Source organism: Streptomyces halobius (genome assembly GCF_023277745.1).
GTDB classification, from domain to species: Bacteria; Actinomycetota; Actinomycetes; order Streptomycetales; family Streptomycetaceae; genus Streptomyces; species Streptomyces halobius.
Genome location: NZ_CP086322.1, coordinates 2,273,507 through 2,292,841, shown reverse-complemented (window position 1 = coordinate 2,292,841; position 19,335 = coordinate 2,273,507). Strand labels below are relative to the sequence as shown.

At 71.4% G+C, this 19,335-nt stretch carries 15 protein-coding genes and 2 pseudogenes; 12 read left to right on the top strand and 5 right to left on the bottom strand.

What is annotated here, in order from left to right:
- Positions 1–184 precede the first annotated feature (184 nt).
- From K9S39_RS10850 to K9S39_RS10840, 3 genes are all read left to right on the top strand, one after another.
- Positions 185–1,735 carry a hypothetical protein gene (locus tag K9S39_RS10850; protein WP_248863152.1) on the top strand — a complete coding sequence of 517 codons (1,551 nt, stop codon included), beginning with the start codon at positions 185–187 and terminating at the stop codon, positions 1,733–1,735.
- A gap of 148 nt (positions 1,736–1,883) precedes the next feature.
- Positions 1,884–2,726 (top strand): nitrilase-related carbon-nitrogen hydrolase, encoded by an 843-nt coding sequence (locus K9S39_RS10845; RefSeq protein WP_248863151.1) that lies wholly within the window; start codon positions 1,884–1,886, stop codon positions 2,724–2,726.
- Complete coding sequence (locus tag K9S39_RS10840; protein WP_248863150.1) at positions 2,723–4,045, top strand: aspartate aminotransferase family protein; 1,323 nt, start codon at positions 2,723–2,725, stop codon at positions 4,043–4,045. The genes K9S39_RS10845 and K9S39_RS10840 overlap by 4 nt, the downstream gene beginning before the upstream one ends.
- 283 nt (positions 4,046–4,328) lie before the next feature.
- On the opposite strand, the gene K9S39_RS10835 is transcribed toward K9S39_RS10840, so the two are convergent.
- Complete coding sequence (locus K9S39_RS10835) at positions 4,329–5,213, bottom strand: ABC transporter substrate-binding protein (protein ID WP_248863149.1); 885 nt, start codon at positions 5,211–5,213, stop codon at positions 4,329–4,331.
- 584 nt (positions 5,214–5,797) lie between these two features.
- On the opposite strand from K9S39_RS10835, the pseudogene K9S39_RS10830 reads away from it, so the two are divergent.
- The 3 genes and pseudogenes from K9S39_RS10830 to K9S39_RS10820 form a co-directional block, all read left to right on the top strand.
- Positions 5,798–5,984, top strand: a pseudogene (locus tag K9S39_RS10830) (hypothetical protein); the annotation flags it as partial.
- Positions 5,985–6,137: 153 nt separating this feature from the next.
- Complete coding sequence (gene hydA / locus K9S39_RS10825) at positions 6,138–7,529, top strand: dihydropyrimidinase (protein WP_248863148.1); 1,392 nt, start codon at positions 6,138–6,140, stop codon at positions 7,527–7,529.
- A gap of 11 nt (positions 7,530–7,540) precedes the next feature.
- Complete coding sequence (locus K9S39_RS10820) at positions 7,541–8,557, top strand: TIGR03842 family LLM class F420-dependent oxidoreductase (RefSeq protein ID WP_248863147.1); 1,017 nt, start codon at positions 7,541–7,543, stop codon at positions 8,555–8,557.
- A 66-nt stretch (positions 8,558–8,623) separates the two neighbouring features.
- On the opposite strand, the pseudogene K9S39_RS42955 reads toward K9S39_RS10820, so the two are convergent.
- The 3 genes and pseudogenes from K9S39_RS42955 to K9S39_RS10810 form a co-directional block, all read right to left on the bottom strand.
- Positions 8,624–8,995 (bottom strand): annotated as a pseudogene (locus K9S39_RS42955) (class I SAM-dependent methyltransferase); the annotation flags it as partial.
- 188 nt (positions 8,996–9,183) lie between these two features.
- The gene (locus tag K9S39_RS10815; RefSeq protein WP_248863146.1) at positions 9,184–10,245 is read right to left on the bottom strand and encodes a lipoate--protein ligase family protein; all 1,062 of its coding nucleotides are present in this window, start codon (positions 10,243–10,245) and stop codon (positions 9,184–9,186) included.
- Between the two features lie 18 nt (positions 10,246–10,263).
- The gene (locus tag K9S39_RS10810) at positions 10,264–10,794 is read right to left on the bottom strand and encodes a hypothetical protein (protein WP_248863145.1); all 531 of its coding nucleotides are present in this window, start codon (positions 10,792–10,794) and stop codon (positions 10,264–10,266) included.
- A 223-nt stretch (positions 10,795–11,017) separates the two neighbouring features.
- Between K9S39_RS10810 and K9S39_RS10805 the strand changes: the two genes are divergently transcribed.
- From K9S39_RS10805 to K9S39_RS10790, 4 genes are all read left to right on the top strand, one after another.
- Positions 11,018–12,973, top strand: a complete 1,956-nt coding sequence (locus K9S39_RS10805; RefSeq protein ID WP_248863144.1) for a gamma-glutamyltransferase family protein — start codon at positions 11,018–11,020, stop codon at positions 12,971–12,973.
- A gap of 216 nt (positions 12,974–13,189) precedes the next feature.
- Positions 13,190–14,191 carry an inositol monophosphatase family protein gene (locus tag K9S39_RS10800; RefSeq protein WP_248863143.1) on the top strand — a complete coding sequence of 334 codons (1,002 nt, stop codon included), beginning with the start codon at positions 13,190–13,192 and terminating at the stop codon, positions 14,189–14,191.
- Positions 14,192–14,231: 40 nt separating this feature from the next.
- The gene (locus tag K9S39_RS10795; RefSeq protein ID WP_248863142.1) at positions 14,232–15,653 is read left to right on the top strand and encodes a phytoene desaturase family protein; all 1,422 of its coding nucleotides are present in this window, start codon (positions 14,232–14,234) and stop codon (positions 15,651–15,653) included.
- A 163-nt stretch (positions 15,654–15,816) separates the two neighbouring features.
- On the top strand, positions 15,817–16,353 hold the full coding sequence (locus K9S39_RS10790) for an O-acetyl-ADP-ribose deacetylase (RefSeq protein WP_248863141.1): 537 nt from the start codon (positions 15,817–15,819) through the stop codon (positions 16,351–16,353).
- A 409-nt stretch (positions 16,354–16,762) separates the two neighbouring features.
- Here the strand turns inward: K9S39_RS10790 and dhaM are convergent, their stop codons facing one another.
- On the bottom strand, positions 16,763–17,155 hold the full coding sequence (gene dhaM, locus K9S39_RS10785) for a dihydroxyacetone kinase phosphoryl donor subunit DhaM (protein WP_248863140.1): 393 nt from the start codon (positions 17,153–17,155) through the stop codon (positions 16,763–16,765).
- 57 nt (positions 17,156–17,212) lie between these two features.
- Here dhaM and K9S39_RS10780 point away from each other — a divergent pair, with 57 nt between their 5' ends.
- Together K9S39_RS10780 and K9S39_RS10775 are read left to right on the top strand one after the other, a co-directional pair.
- Positions 17,213–17,989: an IclR family transcriptional regulator gene (locus tag K9S39_RS10780; RefSeq protein ID WP_248863139.1), complete on the top strand. Its 777-nt coding sequence runs from the start codon at positions 17,213–17,215 to the stop codon at positions 17,987–17,989.
- A gap of 611 nt (positions 17,990–18,600) precedes the next feature.
- Complete coding sequence (locus K9S39_RS10775; protein ID WP_248863138.1) at positions 18,601–19,317, top strand: DAK2 domain-containing protein; 717 nt, start codon at positions 18,601–18,603, stop codon at positions 19,315–19,317.
- Positions 19,318–19,335 lie beyond the last annotated feature (18 nt).

The window sequence follows — 19,335 nt, the reverse complement described above, 5'->3', positions numbered from 1 at the left end:
CGAAGGCGACTTCTTCGTCGAGAACCAGCCGGTCGGAGTCGGACCTCTGAGCCGGCCCCGCGGTGATGGCCGGTGTGCGCTCCGGGAAACTCCCTGGAGCGCTGCTGTTATCCCTGCCGAAACATGTCTGGTGTGAAATGCGGGCGGGCCGGTAGGTCCGGTCTACGGGGGGAGAGGTGAAGGCATGTCGGACACTCAACTCCTCGGACCGGTCGAGGAGTTTGCACACTTCCTGACCGGGCTCGCGTCGCTGCTCGACGCGGAGTCCGGCTGGTACGGAGTCTTCGCGCATCGCGACCCGGAGGGCCTGCGCGCCTGTCTGGACGGGCGGGACGTACCGCCGTGGGACGTGGTCGAGTCGATGCTGCACGACCTGGCGGGGCTGGAGGGTGACGAGGCCGTACGCACCGCGGGCCCGCGCGCCCGGCGGCTGCACGCGCGCGCGGTCGCGGACCACGACGCGCAGCCAGGCGGCAAGCCCGCACTGCAGCACCGTCTGGAGGTCATGCTGCGCGAGCACCGGCAAGCGGCGCTCCGCGCTCGTGAACTCCAGGGGGCGGTGTGGGCAGCGGTGGGCACCCCGGAGGAGGCGCGTCTGACCGAGGAGCTGGCCTGGGCCCACGACGACCACGCCCGCGCCGGCGTCCGCGTCCGCGAGCTCCGCGCACGTCTGGAGACGCTCACCCGGACCGAGACGCGGTCGATGGGACGGCCGGTGTCCGAACCGGCCGTGAACGCGCCCGCCGGTCCGACTCCCGAGCCGCCCACTGGCCAGATGCCGGACCCGGCCGCCGACCCGGCTCCCGGGCCGGCCGCCGACCAGCCCGCCCGACCGCGCACCAAAACCAAAAGGCTCGCCAAGGCCAAGAAGCTCCCCGAGGGCAAGAAGTTCTCCGAGGGCAAGGACAAGGGAAAGGGCAGGAACAAGGGCAAGCCCAAGGCGCACACCCCCCGCCCCCGCGGCGCCCGTTTCGCCGGGCTGGAGCCGGCGGACGAGGGCGCGGACGAGCAGGACGTCGCGGCGCTGCTGCCGTCGATGGCCCCGGAGCCTGCGCTCGACGGGGCACCGGCCGAGGGAGGCGCGCCGGCCGAGCCCGTGACCGCCCCGCGCGGCGCCCGTTTCGCCGGGGCGTATGAGGAAGGGCCGCCGGGGGATGGCGCGGATGCCGCGTCCGTCCCGGCCGTGCCCCCCGTCGACGAGGAGGCGAGGCAGGCCATCGGTGACGCCGTAGCGCGCCTGGCGCGGCTGCGTGCGTCCGGGGGCGGCGGGTCGGCGTATGCCGAACTGTGTACGGCCGCGAGCCGCCCGGCTCCCGAACTGCCGCTGTTCATCGACTGGTTGGAGGATTCCGGCCTCGGCTCCGATGTCCCCACCCTGCTCTGGGAAGTCGCCTCGCTACCACCCGCCGGGCTCGCCGCGGCCGCCGACGCGCTGGCCGCCGCAGACCGTACGGAGGACAGCGCCGGCCTGCTCCGGCAGAGCGTGGCACGCCCCGTCGAAGAGGTGGCACACGCCGCCCTGGAGCTGCTCGCCCGGCGGCGCGCCGCACAGTCTCTGGAGCTGCTGGCCGCGCTCGTACGGGTCCGTACGGCGGAGGAGTGCGCAGCGGCGGCAGCCGTCGCCCCGGACCCGCTCGGGCCGCTGCTCCTCGACGCGGCCGCGACCGTCTCGCGGGACCGGCACAGCGATATCGCGCACGCCCTGCGCGCCGCGGGGTGCGACGTCCATGCCTGAGCGCTGTCCGCCGCCCGTCTCGGACGCGCCGCGTGGGAGATGGTCTTGCCACCGTGCGTGACGGGGCTTACGGTCACCTCCACACGCGTAGATCAGCGTCGTGGATCCCGCGTGGCCGCAGGCTGGCGCATCGACAAAGGAGCAGCTCATGGCCGATGTTGTGCGTGCCGCACTGGTCCAGGCGACCTGGACCGGCGACACCGAATCGATGATCGCGAAGCACGAGGAACACGCCAGAGCGGCGGCCGCGCAGGGCGCGAAGGTGATCGGGTTCCAAGAGGTCTTCAACGCCCCGTACTTCTGTCAGGTGCAGGAGCCGGAGCACTACCGCTGGGCCGAGCCGGTGCCCGACGGTCCGACCGTACGCCGGATGCGGGACCTGGCGCGCGAGACCGGCATGGTCATCGTCGTCCCGGTCTTCGAGGTCGAGCAGCCCGGTTTCTACTACAACACCGCTGCCGTGATCGACGCCGACGGAACGGTCCTGGGAGCCTACCGGAAACACCACATCCCGCAGGTCAAGGGCTTCTGGGAGAAGTACTACTTCAAGCCGGGGAACGCCGGCTGGCCGGTGTTCGACACCGCCGTCGGCAAGGTCGGCGTCTATATCTGCTACGACCGCCACTTCCCGGAAGGCTGGCGGCAGTTGGGCCTCAACGGCGCCCAGCTCGTCTACAACCCCTCCGCCACCTCCCGCGGTCTGTCCGCCTACCTGTGGAAGCTGGAGCAGCCAGCGGCCGCCGTCGCCAACGAGTACTTCATCGCGGCGATCAACCGGGTCGGCGTCGAGGAGTACGGCGACAACGACTTCTACGGCACCAGCTACTTCGTGGATCCGCGCGGTCAGTTCGTCGGTGACGTCGCCGGCGACTCCAAGGAGGAGCTGCTCGTCCGCGACCTCGACTTCGGGATGATCGACGAGGTGCGTCAGCAGTGGGCGTTCTACCGCGACCGCCGCCCCGACGCGTACGAGGGACTGGTGCGGCCGTGACGCACACCCCCCAGGACACCGCCGCCCTGCACGCCCGCCACCAAGCCGTCCTGCCCTCCTGGCTCAGCCTCTACTACGAACATCCGCTGGAGCTCACCCACGGCGAGGGACGGCACGTCTGGGACGCCGAGGGCAACCGCTATCTGGACTTCTTCGGCGGCATCCTCACCACCATGACGGCGCATGCGCTGCCCGAGGTGACCAAGGCCGTCAGCGAACAGGCCGGCCGCATCATCCACACCTCGACGCTCTATCTCTCCCGCCCCATGGTCGAGTTGGCGGAGCGGATCGCGGCGCTCTCCGGCATCCCCGACGCCCGGGTCTTCTTCACCACCTCCGGCACCGAGGCCAACGATGCGGCCATACTGCTGGCCACCGCGTACCGCCGTTCCAACCAGATCCTGGCGATGCGCAACAGCTACCACGGCCGTTCGTTCTCCACCGTCGGCGTCACGGGCAACACCAGCTGGTCGCCGACCAGCCTCTCGCCCTTCCAGACGCTGTACGTCCACGGCGGGGTGCGCTCGCGGGGCCCGTACGCCGGTCTCTCTGACGGGGAGTACATCGCGGCCTGCGTCGCGGACCTGGAGGACATGCTCCAGCAGACCGCGGGCGGTGTCGCCGCGCTGATCGCCGAACCGGTGCAGGGCGTCGGCGGGTTCACCGCGCCGCCGGACGGTCTGTACGCGGCGTTCCGCGAGGTGCTCGACCGGCACGGGATCCTCTGGGTCAGCGATGAGGTGCAGACCGGCTGGGGCCGTACCGGCGACCACTTCTGGGGCTGGCAGGCACACGCCGGCAAGGGCCCGCCGGATCTGCTCACCTTCGCCAAGGGCATCGGCAACGGCATGGCGATCGGTGGTGTGGTGGGCCGTGCCGAGGTGGTGAACACCCTTTCCGCGAACTCCATTTCCACCTTCGGCGGCAGCCCGGTCACCATGGCCGCCGGCCTCGCCAACCTCTCCTACCTCCTCGAACACGATCTCCAGGGCAACGCCCGTCGGGTCGGCGGCCTGCTCATCGAGCGGCTGCGGGCCCTTGCCGCCGGGCTCGATGCCGTACGGGAAGTACGCGGCCGGGGCCTGATGATCGGCGTCGACGTCGTCCGCCCCGGCACGGACGAGCCGTCGCCCGAGGCGGCGTCACTGGTACTGGAGGCGGCCCGGGAGCGCGGCCTGCTCATCGGCAAGGGCGGCCAGACGGGCGCGACCCTGCGGATCGCGCCGCCGCTCTCCCTGACCGTGGCGGAGGCGGAGGAGGGCGCCGGGCTGCTCGGAGAGGCGTTGCGGGAGGCGCAGTCGCGGACGGCGGCTTCTTAGCGGGAGGGGAGAGCTGTGGTGGGGGCGGGCAGCGTTGTCACCCGCCCCCCGTCGGTGTGGGGTCACCGGGCTGCCGTGACGTCCTCGTAACTTCCTGCCCTCCGTGGCGCTGTTGAGAGATGCGGTTGACAGAGGCGGTGACAGCCGTGGGAGTTCCGCTGAGAGAGGCGGTGGCGGTCATGGAAGTGCCGCGTCTCGCTGTGCGTCCGGGACCGCCGGGCGATCCGGCGCTCCCGGGACCGGGCTCGGCAGGTCGGTATCCGACGCGCGGGGACTCTGCCCGCTACGCCCTGGCGGCGCGCTCTCGTATCGTCTCCGCGAGCAGCGTGAAGAAGCGGGTGTGTGCGCGACGGCTGCACGGGGACTCCGGATTCCACGGCAGCACGCTCGCGCTGTCCTCGATCGCGCGCCAGGCCGCGACGGCCCGGAGCTCCTCGCGCCGGGCGGCGTTCAACCGGGCGTCACTCAGCACGATGTCCGGAGCCAGCTCGGCAGCCTCCGCCCAGCCGACCGTGGTCCAGTTCGTGCCGGGGCCCGCCGGCGGTTCCCGCAGCCCGACGCCGTGCTCGGCCAGTGCCCGCAGGTCCGGCCAGGAGCCGGGCCGGGCCAGATGCACCCGCTCCGGCCCCGCGGCCGACAGCGCCAGCACCCGGGGAGCGTCGGGGCCCCCGGACGCCTGCCGCAGGGCATCCTCCGCGGCGTCCAACTCCCGTGCCACCGACAGCGGTTCACCTCGCCCCAGTGACCCGGCGAGCGCCGCGAACCGCTCCCGTACCTCGGCGAGCCCCCGCCCCGGCCCCACCGCGACGGTCACCACGGGGACATGCGCCTCCAGCTCCAGCGCCGTCTTCGACTCCAGGCCGTAGACCTGCTCGCAGTCGTAGGTCACGGCCACCACGAGATCCGGTTCCGCCTCCAGGAGGGTGTCCGGGTGCAGCGCGCCACCCGAACCGAGATACGGGATCTCCGTGAGCGGCAGCTCACCTCCCTTGGCCGGGTCGGGCCCGGTGCCGTCGTGCGGGGACCCGAAGAGCCCCACCGGACGTATGCCGTGGTCCCACAGCGTCGCTCCCGCCTGTATGTACGCGACGATCCTTGCCGGTCGGCCCCCGGCCACCGCCAGGCGCCCGCGGTCGTCGGAGAACTCCCACGGCGTGCTCTGCTCCATGACGTGTCGCCCTTTCTGATGTCCTGTGTGCTCGTTCGTCGAGTTCCTCGTTCGTCGGGTTCGTGGTTTGTGGTCCGTGCATGGTGCGTGCGTGATCTCTGTGTCGTTGGCGCGTCGTTCGTGCGTGGTCCTGCGGGTCCTGCGTCGCTCGTACGTTGCCCGTGCGAGGTCCTGGTGCGGCTCGTGCGTGGTTCGTAGGTGATCCTGACGTGGCTCCTACGTTGTCCGTGGGGTTGGTTGTCCGTCCTGCGTGTCTCCGATGCGTCGGACCCGAGCCCGCCCCGGTGTCCTCCGCGTACGGCATACGGGCTCCCCCGGCAAGGGCCAATGGCAAGGACCGCCCGCCGGTGTCGGCTGTTACCTGCCCACCACGGCCGCTCCGCACCCCTCCGCGCGCCGGAACACCCCCACGGACCGCCCGCCCGTTGAACCGGCCGGTTGATCGTCGCGGCAACACGAACGTCCCCGCTGATTAACGGTCACGGTATTGCCACATCGGGTGACATGCTTCTACGGTGTCTCCTTCTCCACCGGAATCTACGGGTGTAGACCCGCTATGGCGTGGCGTCAGGTAGGGAGCTGAGATGGTGAGCCGTACGGTCGTCCGGGGCGGACTGATCATCACCGCCGCCGATGAGAGGCACGCCGATGGGCAGTACCACCACCATCGACGACTTCGCCGTCCAAGCCCGCGGCCGGTCGCTCCGCGCGGGCCTGGGCCTCTGGCACGCCGGGTCCGACGCCCAGTGCGCTGAGACCGCTGGGACTCATGCGGACACCGACTCGCACCGGTGAGGCCGGGGTGCCACGACCGGTTCCACCGCACGTGCCGCGCCGTCATCGGCGGGCGCGCAGGATCAGGTTCGACTCGACGACTACACCGGGATCACGGAAGTGCCCGGTGGGTGCAGGGAGGCGCGAAGGATGACCCGCACTCTGATCACCGGTGGCCTGGTCATCACGGCCGCCGACGAGACCCACGCGGACGTGTTGATCGAAGACACCCGCATCGTGGCCATCGCTTCCGCCGGAACGCAGGAATGGACCGCGGAGCGTGTCATCGACGCTTCGGGCAAATACGTCATTCCGGGTGGTGTCGACGCGCATACACACATGGAAATGCCGTTCGGAGGGACCTTCGCCTCCGACACGTTCGAAACGGGCACGCGCGCGGCAGCGTGGGGCGGCACCACCATGATCATCGACTTCGCCATCCAGCCGGCCGGCAGGTCGCTGCGGGAAGGGCTGGATGTCTGGCACGCCAAGGCCGACGCCCAGTGCGCGATCGACTACGGCTTCCACATGATTCTGTCCGACGTGAACGCGTCATCGCTGCGAGAGATGGACGGGCTCGTGAGCGAAGGAGTGAGCTCGTTCAAGCTCTTCACCGCGTACCCGGGGGTCTTTTACAGCGACGACGGGCAGATCCTGCGGGCGATGCAACAGGCCGCGGACAACGGCGGGCTGATCATGATGCACGCGGAGAACGGCATCGCGATCGATGTGCTCGTGCGGCAGGCGCTGGAACGAGGCGAGACCGACCCGCGGTATCACGGTGAGGTGCGCAGGGCGTTGCTGGAGGCGGAGGCGACACACCGGGTGGTCCAGCTCGCGCGGGTGGCGGGTTCCCCGCTGTATGTGGTGCATGTGTCGGCCGAGGAGGCCGTCGCGGAGCTGACGGCGGCCAGGGACAAGGGGCTGCCGGTATTCGGGGAGACCTGCCCGCAGTACCTGTATCTGTCCACGGACAACCTCGCCGAGCCTGACTTCGAGGGCGCGAAGTACGTCTGCAGCACCCCTCTGCGGCCACATGAGCACCAGGCGGCGCTGTGGCGGGCCCTGCGCACCAACGACCTTCAGGTGGTCTCCACCGACCACTGCCCCTTCTGCTTCGCGGGCCAGAAGGAACTGGGCCGCGGCGACTTCTCCAAGATCCCCAACGGTCTGCCCGGGGTGGAGAACCGTATGGACCTGCTCCACCAGGCGGTCGTGGACGGGCGCATCAGCCGCCGCCGCTGGATCGAGATCGCGTGCGCCAACCCGGCCCGTATGTTCGGGCTGTACGGCAAGAAGGGCACGATCGCACCGGGCGCGGACGCGGACGTGGTCATCTACGACCCGGCCGCCGAGCAGGTCATGTCGGCCGCGACGCACCACATGAACGTCGACTACTCGGCGTATGAGGGCAAGCGGGTCACGGGGCGCGTGGAGACCGTCCTGTCACGCGGTGAACCCGTCATCGACCAACGCGAGTTCACCGGCCGTGCGGGCCACGGCCTGTATACGCCCCGCGCCACCTGTCAGTACCTGAAATAGGAGGCACTCCCGTGGATTTCGGAATCGTCCTGCAGACGGACCCGCCCGCATCGGCGATCGTCGATCTGATGCGGCGCGCCGAGAGCAACGGCTTTCGCTACGGCTGGACCTTCGACTCGGCGGTGCTCTGGCAGGAGCCCTTCGTGATCTACAGCCAAATTCTTGAACATACGACCGAGCTGACGGTCGGCCCGATGGTGACGAACCCGGGGACCCGCACATGGGAGGTCACCGCATCGACGTTCGCGACTCTCAACGACATGTTCGGCAACCGCACGGTGTGCGGTATCGGTCGCGGCGACTCGGCGATGCGGGTGGCCGGACGCAAGCCGAACACGCTGGCCACGCTTGGAGAGGCGATCCATGTCATCCGTGAATTGGCGGAGGGCCGGGAGGCCGAGGTGGATGACCGGAGACTGCGGATTCCCTGGGTACGGGACGGGCGCCTTCCGGTATGGATGGGGGCGTACGGCCCGAAAGCGCTGTCCCTGGCCGGACAGCAGGCCGACGGCTTCATTCTCCAGCTGGCCGACCCGTACCTGACGGAGTGGATGGTGAAGGCGGTACGCGACGCGGCGGCTGCCGCGGGCCGCGACCCGTCGTCGGTGACGATCTGCGTGGCCGCACCCGCTTACCTCACCGACGACACCTCGCCTGCCGCGCTTGCGCATGCGCGCGAGCAGTGCCGATGGTTCGGCGGCATGGTCGGCAACCACGTCGCCGACCTCGTCGCCAAGTACGGGGAACACTCCGACGCGGTACCCGAGGCCCTCACCGCTTACATCAAGGAACGCGAGGGTTACGACTACGCCCATCACGGTCGCGCCGGGAATCCTGACACCGCCTTCGTGCCCGACGAGATCGTCGACCGGTTCTGCGTCATTGGCACGAAAGAGCAACACATCAAGAAGTTGAGGGAGCTGAAGGCATTGGGCGTCGACCAGTTCGCGGTTTACGCCATGCATGACGCCCGGGAGAACGTCATCGACGGGTACGGGGCGGGCATTGTCCCTGCTCTGCGGAACTGAGCCCGGCGTACGGTCGGACTTGTCCGCCCGACGCGGTCTTCTCCGATCCAGTACCGCGAACCGGCCGCCGGGACGGAGGACCCGATGGATCTCGGCGCAGATGGAGCCGAGTTCGTCTCGGCTGGGCACGCAAACGAAGACGAAGCAGCACATGGCTGCGTCCACCGATGCGTTCCGGAGAAACCGCAGGCCGCCATCGCGGCTCAGCCGGTAGTCAACCTGCGGAACCGGTCGACTGCGGGCGATTTTCCAGCATCGCCGGAGAGGTATCGACCACGCACACGCGGGCCCCGAAGACACGTGCGGCCGCGCGGGCCGCGTTCTCCGGCCCGCAGCCGTAGTCGAGCAGCGTGACCGGGCCCGGTCGGCCCGGGCGCAAGGAAGCGAATACGGCCGGATAGCCGATCGTCCGCACCAGCGTGTGCGGCGCGGCAGCATAAGCAGCCGCAACGCCCGCATCATGCCAGGCAGTTAGCTCTCGGTGACGACAGCTCTTCCATCGGCTCCGCTGACCTCTCGTCGGGCTGGTGCAGTCACTGATTTCCCATGCAGTTGTGGAGCGAACAGGGGCGCCGGTGCGGGAGCGGGGCCCGGTGCGGGGTGAGTTGAGGTTTCCGGGCAGGCGTTCACGGCACCCGCGCCAGCCACTCCGCCGAGCTGAACTTGCCCGTCGCCAGCTCCCGCGCCCGCGCCAGCTCGTCGTCCGAGACCGCGCCCGCCGCCCCGCCGTAGCGGGTCCGGAACGACGTGACCATCCGGTCGATGACCTCGGCGCGGGGCAGCCCGGTCTGCCGCCGCAGCGGATCGACCCGCTTCTTCGCGCTGGTCGTGCCCTTGTCCGAGAGCTTCTCCCGGCCGATCCGCAGCACCTCGACCATCTTGTCCGCGTCGACGTCGTACGACATGGTCACGTGATGCAGCACGGCTCCCGTGGCGAGGCGTTTCTGAGCGGCGCCGGCGATCTTCCCGGCGTCCGTGGCGATGTCATTGAGCGGCTTGTACCAGGCCTTGATGCCCATGTCGCCGAGCGCGGTCAGCACCCAGTCGTCCAGATATGCATAGCTCTCGGCGAAGGAGAGCCCCTGCACGAGCGTGTCCGGGACGCAGAGCGAGTAGGTGATGGTGTTGCCGGGCTCCACGAACATGGCACCGCCGCCGCTGATCCGGCGGACGACCGTCACGCCGTGGCGGTCGGCGCCCTGCCGGTCCACCTCGTTGCGCAGTGACTGGAAGCTGCCGATGATCACCGCGGGGCGGTCCCACTCCCACACCCGCAGCGTCGGCGGCCGCCGTCCCGCCGCGACCTCGCCCGTCAGCACCTCGTCCAACGCCATGTGCAGCGCGGGCGGTTGCGGCCCGTCATGAATGATCCGCCAGTCGAAGTCGGTCCACTCCGCGGCGCCCGCGACGGCCCGCCGGACCGCGATGCCCACCGCCTCGCTGCCGAAGCCGAACAGCACCGTGCCGGCCGGCAGTGCCGCGTCGATCCTGGCCGCGAGCCCCCGGGCGTCCAGCTCCGTAGGAGCGCCCTCCAGCGCTCCGTTGATCGCGTCCAGCGCCTCGTCCGGCTCCAGGAAGAAGTCCCCGGAGACCCGGACCCCGCGCAGCGCCCCGTCGACCACATCGAGATCGACGACCACGAGCTTGCCGCCCGGCACCTTGTACTCACCGTGGTGCTTGCCCTGCACGGCGCTCTCCTTCTCCGGTCACGTCCGCCACACGGCCCACGCGGCCGGCAGCGGGATCAACCGTAACGCGGGCGCCGGCATTCCCGACAAAGGGGGCCGAAGGGGGAACGGGGTCTGGCGCGGGGACCGGTTGGGCCGGTCCCTGGATCCTCGCTCAGCCGGTCCCTCCTCGGGCCCTCGATCCCCGTCAGCCGGCCCCTCGATCCCCGTCAGCCGGCCCCTCGATCCCCGCTCAGTCGGTCCCCCGGTCCCTCGATCCCTGCTCAGCCCGCGTGCGCGCTCCAGGGGCGCGAGGCGCTCCTCGTAGTCGCGGACGATCGGCTGGACGGCCCACCTCACCCGGCGCTCCGGTCTCTCGCGGGCGAGTGCCAGGGCAGCCGGGCGGCCGCCCTCGGCGAGCGCCGCCGCGAGCCGGTCGTGCCCGTCAAGCAGCACCAGCGAGTCGAGCCCGCCGACCCACCAGAGCAGGGCGGGCGGCAGTATGCCCTCGTGGTGCTGACGGCGGTGCGCCTTCACCCGTGGCGCGTCGGGCGCGGAGAGCGGGCGCACCGGCAGCAGGTTGCGCCCAGCCGCCGCCCGTCCGCGACTCCGCAGCGCAGCGGCGGGCGGGCCGGTCCGGTAACGGTCGGGGCCAGGCCGTCCCAGCGGACGCCGCTGGCCGAGCGGGGGAGGGGCGTGTGGTGCGTGGCCATGGGGTGAGGGTAGGGGACACCCAAGAGGACAACCCCGTCAGGCACATCGGCCGCACCACCCCCGCTGAGGAGCCGCCCCCGTGTTCACCACCCGTCCCACTCTCCAAGGCACCTTCGGGATGGCCTCCACCACGCACTGGCTGGCGTCCCAGTCCGCGATGGCCGTCCTGGAGGACGGCGGCAACGCCTGTGACGCGGCCGTCGCCGCCGGTTTCGTGCTGCATGTCGTGGAGCCGCATCTGAACGGTCCCGCGGGTGAGGTGCCGATCATTCTCGCGCCCGCGGACGGGCCGGTGCGGGTGCTGTGCGGCCAGGGACCGGCGCCGGCCGGTGCGACGGTGGCGCACTACTCCGCGCTCGGCCTCGACCTGGTGCCCGGCACCGGACCGCTGGCCGCAGCCGTCCCCGGCGCCTTCGACGCCTGGATGCTGCTGCTGCGCGACCACGGGACCAAGTCGCTGGCCGAGGTGCTGCGGTACGCCATCGGCTACGCCGAGCACGGTCACCCCGCCGTCGAGCGCGTCGGGGAGACCGTGGAGACGGTGCGGGAACTCTTCGAGCGGGAATGGGTTTCCTCGGCCGGGATCTATCTCCCGGGCGGCCGTGCCGTCGCGCCCGGAGAGCTGCTCAGGAACCGTCCGCTGGCGGCCACCTGGCGCCGGCTGATCGCTGAGGTGGAGGCCGTGTCCGCCGGCCGGGAGGCGCAGATCGAGGCCGCCCGCAGCGTCTGGCGGGAGGGTTTCATCGGCGAGGCGCTGGCCGATTTCGCCGCCCGTCCGGCCATGGACACCTCGGGGGAGCGCCACGCGGGCACCCTCACCGGCGACGACCTGGCCGCGTTCGCCGCGACCTATGAGGCTCCGGCGACCTGTGACTGGAACGGCTGGACCGTCGCCAAGGCCGGCGGCTGGTCCCAGGGACCGGTGTTCCTTCAGCAACTCGCCCTGCTGCCGAGTGAGTTGCCCGCCCACGGCAGTCCCGAGTACGTCCATCTGCTGATCGAGGGCTGCAAGCTCGCGATGGCCGATCGGGAGGCGTGGTACGGCGATGCCGCCGAGGTGCCGCTCGGCACGCTGCTCGGCGCGGACTACAACGCCGCCCGCCGGAAGCTGATCGGCGAGCGTGCCTCGTACGAGCTGCGGCCCGGCAGCCCGGACGGCCGTACGCCGCGGCTGAGCAAGCAGGCGCGGGCGGTCGTGGCGGGCGAGGGCGGCTTTGACCCGATGGGGACCTCCGGGAGCGGGGTGGGGGAGCCGACGGTGGGGCGGGGGGCTGTGTCGGGGGGCGCGCCGTCGGGTGCTGCGTCCGGGGATCTGCCTTCGGACGCCGGGGGCGCGTACCCCATGCCCTCGGACGTCGTGCCTGCAGACCCGGTGCCCGGGGACTCCGTGCCCTCGGACGTCGCGCCCGAGGTCGGCCACAATGGGGCCACCCGGGGCGACACCTGCCATCTCGACATCGTCGACCGCTGGGGAAACCTGGTCTCCGCGACACCGTCCGGTGGCTGGCTGCAGTCCAACCCCGTCATCCCGGCGCTCGGCTTTCCGCTCGGTACCCGGTTGCAGATGGCCTGGCTGGAGGAGGGGCTGCCGAACTCGCTCACCCCCGGGCGCCGCCCCCGCACCACCCTCACTCCGTCCCTCGCGCTGCGCGACGGGGTCCCCGTGATGGCCTTCGGCACGCCGGGCGGGGACCAGCAGGACCAGTGGCAGGTGCACTTCTTCCTGGCCGTGGCGCTGCGGCCGGCGGTGTGCGGGGGCCTCGACCTCCAAGGCGCCATCGACGCCCCGAACTGGCACAACGACGCGTTCCCGGGCTCGTTCTTCCCGCGGGGGATGCGGCCGGGGAGCGTCACCGTGGAGTCCCGGATCGGCGCGGAGACCGTCGATGAGCTGCGGCGGCGCGGTCATCGGGTCACGGTCGGCGGCCCCTGGTCGGAGGGGCGGCTGTGCGCGGTTGCCCGCGATCCGGAGACGGGGGTGCTGTCGGCGGCGGCGAATCCTCGGGGGATGCAGGGGTACGCGGTCGGGCGCTGAATCCGTGCGGGATGCGGGGTGCGCGCGGTGGGGCGCTGAATGGCGGGGCGGGGACGCTGCGGGGACGCGGTGGGACGGCGGGGGCATGGTGGGCGACGCGGAGGGCACGCGGACCGTCACGGCGGGTGTGCGCACCACCGCCCTGTGCACTCCGCGGCACCGGGAGTTCACCTGGCGGCCAGTCGGAGTGTCAGTGGGGCGTGGTTCGATTGACGCATGATCGAAGCATTCCGTACCCAAGATCAGGGAGACACCACGGACATCACCGACGCCCTGAGCAGCACCGATGCCACGAACGGCGCGGTAACGCACGGCGCCGCTGTCACGAACGGTGATGCGGCCGTGGCCCTGACCCCCACTGCCCCCGCCCACCCGTCCTCGCCGGATCGCGCGGAGCCGGACCTCTCCGCGCCGGACCTGGTCGCCGTCGAGGCCGCCGTCCGCCAGGCCGCCGCCGACGAGATCATGCCGCGCTTCCAGCAGCTCGCCGCCGAGGACATCGTCGAGAAGAACGGGCCGCACGACCTCGTCACGGTCGCCGACCGGCTCGCCGAAGAGCACCTCACCGCCGCGCTGACGGCCCTGCTGCCCGGCTCCCGGGTGGTCGGCGAGGAGGCGGTGCACGCCGACCCGAGCGTGCTGGACGCACTGCACGGCGACGCTCCCGTCTGGATAGTCGACCCGGTCGACGGCACCCGCCAGTTCGTGCACGGCGACCCCGGCTTCGCCACCCTCGTCGCGCTCGCCCACCGCGGCGAGGTGCTGGCCTCCTGGACGTACGCCCCCGCCCTCGGCCTGATGGCCATCGCCCGCCGAGGCCACGGCGCCGAGTTGAACGGCATACCGCTGCGCGCGGGCAGCCCGGCCCCCGATGCGATCCTCAACGTCGCCACCTCCCACTTCGACTTCACCAACGACGACGAGAAGCGAGTGCTGGCCACCCTGGACACCGGCGGCGTCGCCCCGCGCCCCTGCGGCTCGGCGGGCCTGGAGTATCTGCATGTGGCCCGCGGTGAGATCGACGCCATCGCGTTCAGCTGGGAAAACGCCTGGGACCACGCCGCCGGGCTGCTCCTGGTGCAGGAGGCGGGCGGCGCCAGCGGCACGGTCGCCGGGCAGCCGTTCCGTATCGAAGGCGGCAACGCCCTGCCCTTCACCGCGGCCCGGGACGCCGAAACGGCGCGGCGTATCCTCGGACTGCTGGCAGCCGCCAACTGATCCTCAACGCCGAGGGTCGGACGTGAGGGGAGTGGCGCAGGTGCCGAGGATGCTCGATGCCGTGGTGGTCGGGGCGGGACCCAACGGCCTGACCGCCGCCGTCGAGCTGGCCCGCCGCGGGATGTCCGTCGAGGTCTTCGAGGCCCGGTCCACCATCGGCGGCGGAGCCCGCACCGAGGAGCTGACCCTCCCCGGCTTCCGCCACGACCCCTGCTCGGCGGTGCACCCCCTCGGCGCGGGCTCGCCCGCCTTCAACGCCATGCCGCTGGTCCGGTACGGCCTGGAATGGCTGCACCCCGAGCTCCCGATGGCGCACCCTTTCCCGGACGGCACGGCCGCGGTGCTGGCCCACTCCGTCGGCCAGACCGCGATGTCGTTCGGCGCGCGCGACGCCGGCACGTACCGCAGGCTCGTCGCGCCCTTCGTCGGCAAATGGGACGCCCTGGCGCATGACTTCCTGCGCACCCAGTGGCTCGGCCTGCCCGGCGACCCGCTGACCTACGCCCGGTTCGGGCTGGTCGCGATGCAGCCGGTCACGCTCCTCAACTGCCGCTTCCAGGACGAGAAGGCCCGCGCGCTGATGGCCGGCCTCGCGGCGCACGCCATCGCGCCGCTCGGCAGCTTCGGGACCGCCGGCCTCGCCCTGGTGTTCGCGCTCGCCGCGCACGCCAACGGCTGGCCGGTGGCGCGCGGCGGCTCCCAGGCGATCTCCGACGCGCTCGCCGGGCTGCTGCGGGCCCATGGCGGCGCCGTGCACACCGACTTCGAGGTCAAGCGGCTGGACGATCTGCCGCCGGCCCGCGCCTATGTCTTCGACACCTCGCCGACCGCGCTCGCCCGGATCGCCGGTCTGGGCAACGCGTACCGGGAGGTGAAGTACGGCCCCAGCGTCTTCAAGATCGATTACGCGCTGTCGGGCCCCGTCCCGTGGACGGCCGAGGAGGCCCGCCGGGCCGGCACCGTCCATATCGGCCCCACCAGCGGCGACATCGCCGCCGCGCTCAACGCCGCCACGCACGGCCAGGACCCGTCCACCCCCTTCCTGATCACCGCCCAGCCCAGCCTGATCGACGACACCCGCGCCCCCGAGGGCAAGCACGTCTTCTGGGCGTACGGCCATGTCCCCAACGGCTGGGAAGGCGACGCCACCGACGTCGTCGAGCGCCAGATCGAGCGCTTCGCCCCCGGCTTCCGGGACCTCGTCCTCGCCCGCGCGGTCGCCGGCCCGCCCCAACTCGCCGCCCGCAACGCCAATTACATCGGCGGCGACACCGCCACCGGCTCCGCGGCCGGGCTGCGCCTGCTCATCCGCCCCAAACTCACCCGCATCCCCTACGAAACCGCCCACCCCGCCGTCTTCCTCTGCTCCCAGGCGACGCCGCCGGGCCCGGGGGTGCATGGGATGTCGGGGCATTATGCGGCCAGGACCGTTTGGCGGTGGCTGCGTGCGGGTCGTCGTTGATCAGCAGGTGCGCGTCTGGCGCCGTCTTCGTGCCGGGCGTCGTTGGTCTGCGGCTGCGCAGCCCCATCCTCCCTGCCCGTACGGGCGAACCGCCGCCTCTGGTCGGCGCGACGCGCCCGTCGTCAACTGGCCGCCCCGCGCGAGCCTGCCTACGCTCGGGCACATGAGCACCTCGCCGCCCTCCCGTTCCGCCCCCGCCCTCACCCTCGTCCAGGGCGATATCACCGAACAGGCCGTGGACGCTGTAGTCAACGCAGCCAACTCCTCGCTCATGGGCGGAGGGGGAGTGGACGGCGCGATCCACCGGCGCGGCGGACCGGAGATCCTCGCCGAGTGCCGCGCCCTGCGCGCCTCGAAGTACGGCCGCGGCCTGCCCACCGGCGAGGCCGTCGCCACCACCGCCGGCCGGCTGCCCGCCCGGTGGGTCATCCACACGGTCGGCCCGGTGTACGCCGCCTCCGAGGACCGCAGCGACCTGCTGGCCTCCTGCTACCGTGCATCGCTGCGGGTCGCCGACGAACTGGGCGCGCGGACGGTCGCGTTCCCGGCCATCTCCGCCGGCATCTACGGCTGGCCCATGGACGACGCCGCCCGCATCGCCGTCCAGACGGTGTGCGACACGGAAACGGCCGTGGAGGAGGTGTGCTTCGTCCTCTTCGACGAGCACGCGTATGCGGCGTTCGCGGCGCAGGTGCAGTGAGAGCGACGGGGAGTTCGCGAGTGGTCAGGGCTGTTGACGGAGAGTACGTGCTCCGATAGGAGGCTCTGCCACCTGACGGGAGGCTCCGTGCTGCCCGATGGGAGATTGCGTGCCGCCCTCTTCCGAGGCTGTGCTGGCCGCCTCGCATGCCCTGATCGGGGCGCGGTATGTGCCAACCGGTGCGGCCGCGGAGCACGCTGCCGGGCGGTGCACCTTTGCCGGTGCACCGGGTCCCCCGCCGTGCTGCTGCCCGGCACTCAGAAAGGAGCCGGCGCCGGAACCCAGACCGGTTGCGGGGTGGCGACGGGTGTGCCGCCCCGGCAAAAAGGTCCCGCCCGGCGCGCGCTCTGGAGGACGGGCGTCGGCGCCCCTCAAGCCCCTCAGGACAAGCAGCATCGGGTCAGGCGCGTCAGAACTTGCTGATATGGCGCGCCTCTTCGGCCTCCTTGGCGACGGTGGACAGATCGGCGCCGCATGCGGCCGACACGGTGGCTGCGACGGCGCCCTCGACGAACGGGGCGTCGGCCAGGACGGCTTGGATCTCCGGGTGGTCCTCCAGGACGAGGCGTGCGGTGAGGACCGAGCTCCCCAGGTCCGGGAGGACCAGCACGCCGGCGCCGGTATCGGCGGTGCGCAGTGCGTCGCGGATGCGGGCGTAACTCGTCCCGATACCACCGTCTTCCATACCGCCGGCCGCGGCGACGACGACTTGGCCGGAACCGAGCTGTCCGACCAGGGACTGTATGCCGTGGGCGATCTCCGCGCTGTGCGACACAAGTACGATGCCAACCAACGGTGTCATGAACGAGGACTCTACGAGTCAGAACGCCGTTCATCAATACCGAACAGGAGTTGTTTCATGGTCCAGGCGGTGCACAGAGCGATCCACGTTCTCCGGGAGCTCGCCACGGCGACCCCGCGCCTGGGCGTGACGGAACTCGCCGACCGCGTCGGCATCGCCAAGCCGACCGTGCACGCCCTGCTGCGCACCCTTGAGATGGAGGGCATGGTCGTCCAGGACCGGGAGACGGGCAAGTATCAGCTGGGCCCCGGCCTGGTGGTCCTGGGCAATGCCTACCTGGACTCGCACGAGCTGCGCACCCGCGCGGTGACCTGGGCCGATCTGCTGGCCACCCAGACCGGCGCCGCCGTGTGGGCGGGAGTCCTCACGGACCGCCGCGTCCTGGTCGTGCACCATGCGTTCCGTCCCGGGGGAGCGGCGCAGGTCCTGGAGACCGGGGCCAGTCTGCCCTGGAACACCTGCGCCCTGGGGAAGGCCGTCGCGGCCTTCCTGCCCGCCGAACGCCGTAAGGAGCTGCTGGCGGGCGAGTTGCTCCGGGTCACCGGCGCCAGCATCGACGATCCGGCGCGCCTCGCCCCGCAGTTGGACCGGGTGCGCGAGACCGGATACGCGGTGGACGACCAGGAGCTGACGCTGGGCGACGCCGGCATCGCGGCGCCCGTCTTCGATCGTACCGGCGAGGTCGTGGGCGGCCTCGGCGTGGTGGGACCCGTCGAGCGGCTGCTCGCCGACAGCGCACGTCAGGAGTGTGCCATCGCGGTCCGTGAAGTGGCCCGCAGTCTGTCGCGGGATCTCGGCGCACCGCGTGACGCGGGTCTGCGCGCCTGCGGCTGACGCCTTTCGGGGTGTCCCCTGGGGCACTCCTTTGGGCGTCCCCAAGGGGTACGCCTCGGAGCGCCCTCGGCGTCATTGAGGGCGCATCAACTCGCCATGCGCGAGCGACCGTTCGGTCAAGATCAGCGGTCTTCCGGGCCACTCTGCGGCAAGCCCTTGACGGGGCCGGGGTCAGTGGGCTTTGCTTCCCGTGGTCATTCGGTAATGCCGAACAGCTTTCGGGACCTGCCAGTGGTCCGACTCACCGCTCACGGCTGCGATCACGGGGGAGCGAAGGAGCGCCTGCCATGCGGAAGACTGCGAAGAAGCCCGTCAACTCAGCCGAGTCCGTACCGCCGTCGGGCGGTCGGCGTGCCTCACCTCAGGCACTCTCGTCTCCGTCGACCTCCATGGTGACACCGCCCTGTTGGGGTTCGACGTCCTCGCCGAGGCCAACGTAGTCCTCGGTAGTCCCCGCGGAACCCGGCGTGAGCAGTCCCGCAGCTCCGGGACCCGACCCCGAAGCGCACCCCGACCGCGAAAGGCACGACGACCCCGAAGTGCACGACCCGCGAAGATTCGCACGACGACCCGCGAAGCGCACGACGAACCGTGAAACCGAAGGAGTACCGGTGGATGTTTCGCTCGCCCGTCACTGGGTGCAGAACATCGCCTCTGCCATGAGCCGGAACCAGGAGCACCTCACCACACTGGACTCGGCCATCGGGGATGGCGATCACGGGGCCAACATGGCCCGTGGCTTCTTCGCGGTGCGCGCCGGTCTCGACAGCGGCACATGGTCCGCCGCCACGGCCGAGGAGATACTCGTGCAGACGGGCAGGACCCTGGTGTCCGTCGTCGGGGGAGCCTCCGGCCCGCTGTTCGGCAGCGCCTTCCGTGCCCTCGGTGCGGCCCTCGACACCGAGGACGGCACCGAGGACGACACCGAGAACGGCACCGAGCTGGGCACCGGGACCGACCACGAGGCAGAGACGGATACCGACGCCACGCGGTTCGCGGCGGCGCTCGCCGCCGGGCTCGAAAAGATCCAGCAGCTGGGTGCTGCGGTGCCCGGCGACAAGACCATGATCGACGCCTACGCGCCCGCCTATCGCGCGTTCCACGACGCCGCGCATTCCGGCGCCGACTTCCGTACGGCCGCACACGCCGCGGCCGACGCGGCCGAAGCCGGGATGCGGGCCACCGTCGCGATGCAGGCCGGGAAGGGCCGGGCGTCGTATCTGGGGCTGCGCAGCGTCGGTCACCAGGACCCGGGGGCCACCTCGACCGCCTATGTCTTCCGCGCTCTCGCCGACGCAACGGAAGCGGAGGCGACCGGAGCGGTGTGAACGGCCCCAGATGCGACG

What these genes read in the sequence shown, in the direction of transcription:
- K9S39_RS10850 (WP_248863152.1), top strand. Translation starts at nt 185, where the DNA reads ATGTCGGACACTCAACTCCTCGGACCGGTCGAGGAGTTTGCACACTTC.
- dhaM (WP_248863140.1), bottom strand. Translation starts at nt 17,155, where the DNA reads ATGACACCGTTGGTTGGCATCGTACTTGTGTCGCACAGCGCGGAGATC.
- K9S39_RS10835 (WP_248863149.1), bottom strand. Translation starts at nt 5,213, where the DNA reads ATGGAGCAGAGCACGCCGTGGGAGTTCTCCGACGACCGCGGGCGCCTG.
- K9S39_RS10800 (WP_248863143.1), top strand. Translation starts at nt 13,190, where the DNA reads ATGATCGAAGCATTCCGTACCCAAGATCAGGGAGACACCACGGACATC.
- K9S39_RS10845 (WP_248863151.1), top strand. Translation starts at nt 1,884, where the DNA reads ATGGCCGATGTTGTGCGTGCCGCACTGGTCCAGGCGACCTGGACCGGC.
- K9S39_RS10780 (WP_248863139.1), top strand. Translation starts at nt 17,213, where the DNA reads ATGGTCCAGGCGGTGCACAGAGCGATCCACGTTCTCCGGGAGCTCGCC.
- K9S39_RS10790 (WP_248863141.1), top strand. Translation starts at nt 15,817, where the DNA reads ATGAGCACCTCGCCGCCCTCCCGTTCCGCCCCCGCCCTCACCCTCGTC.
- hydA (WP_248863148.1), top strand. Translation starts at nt 6,138, where the DNA reads ATGACCCGCACTCTGATCACCGGTGGCCTGGTCATCACGGCCGCCGAC.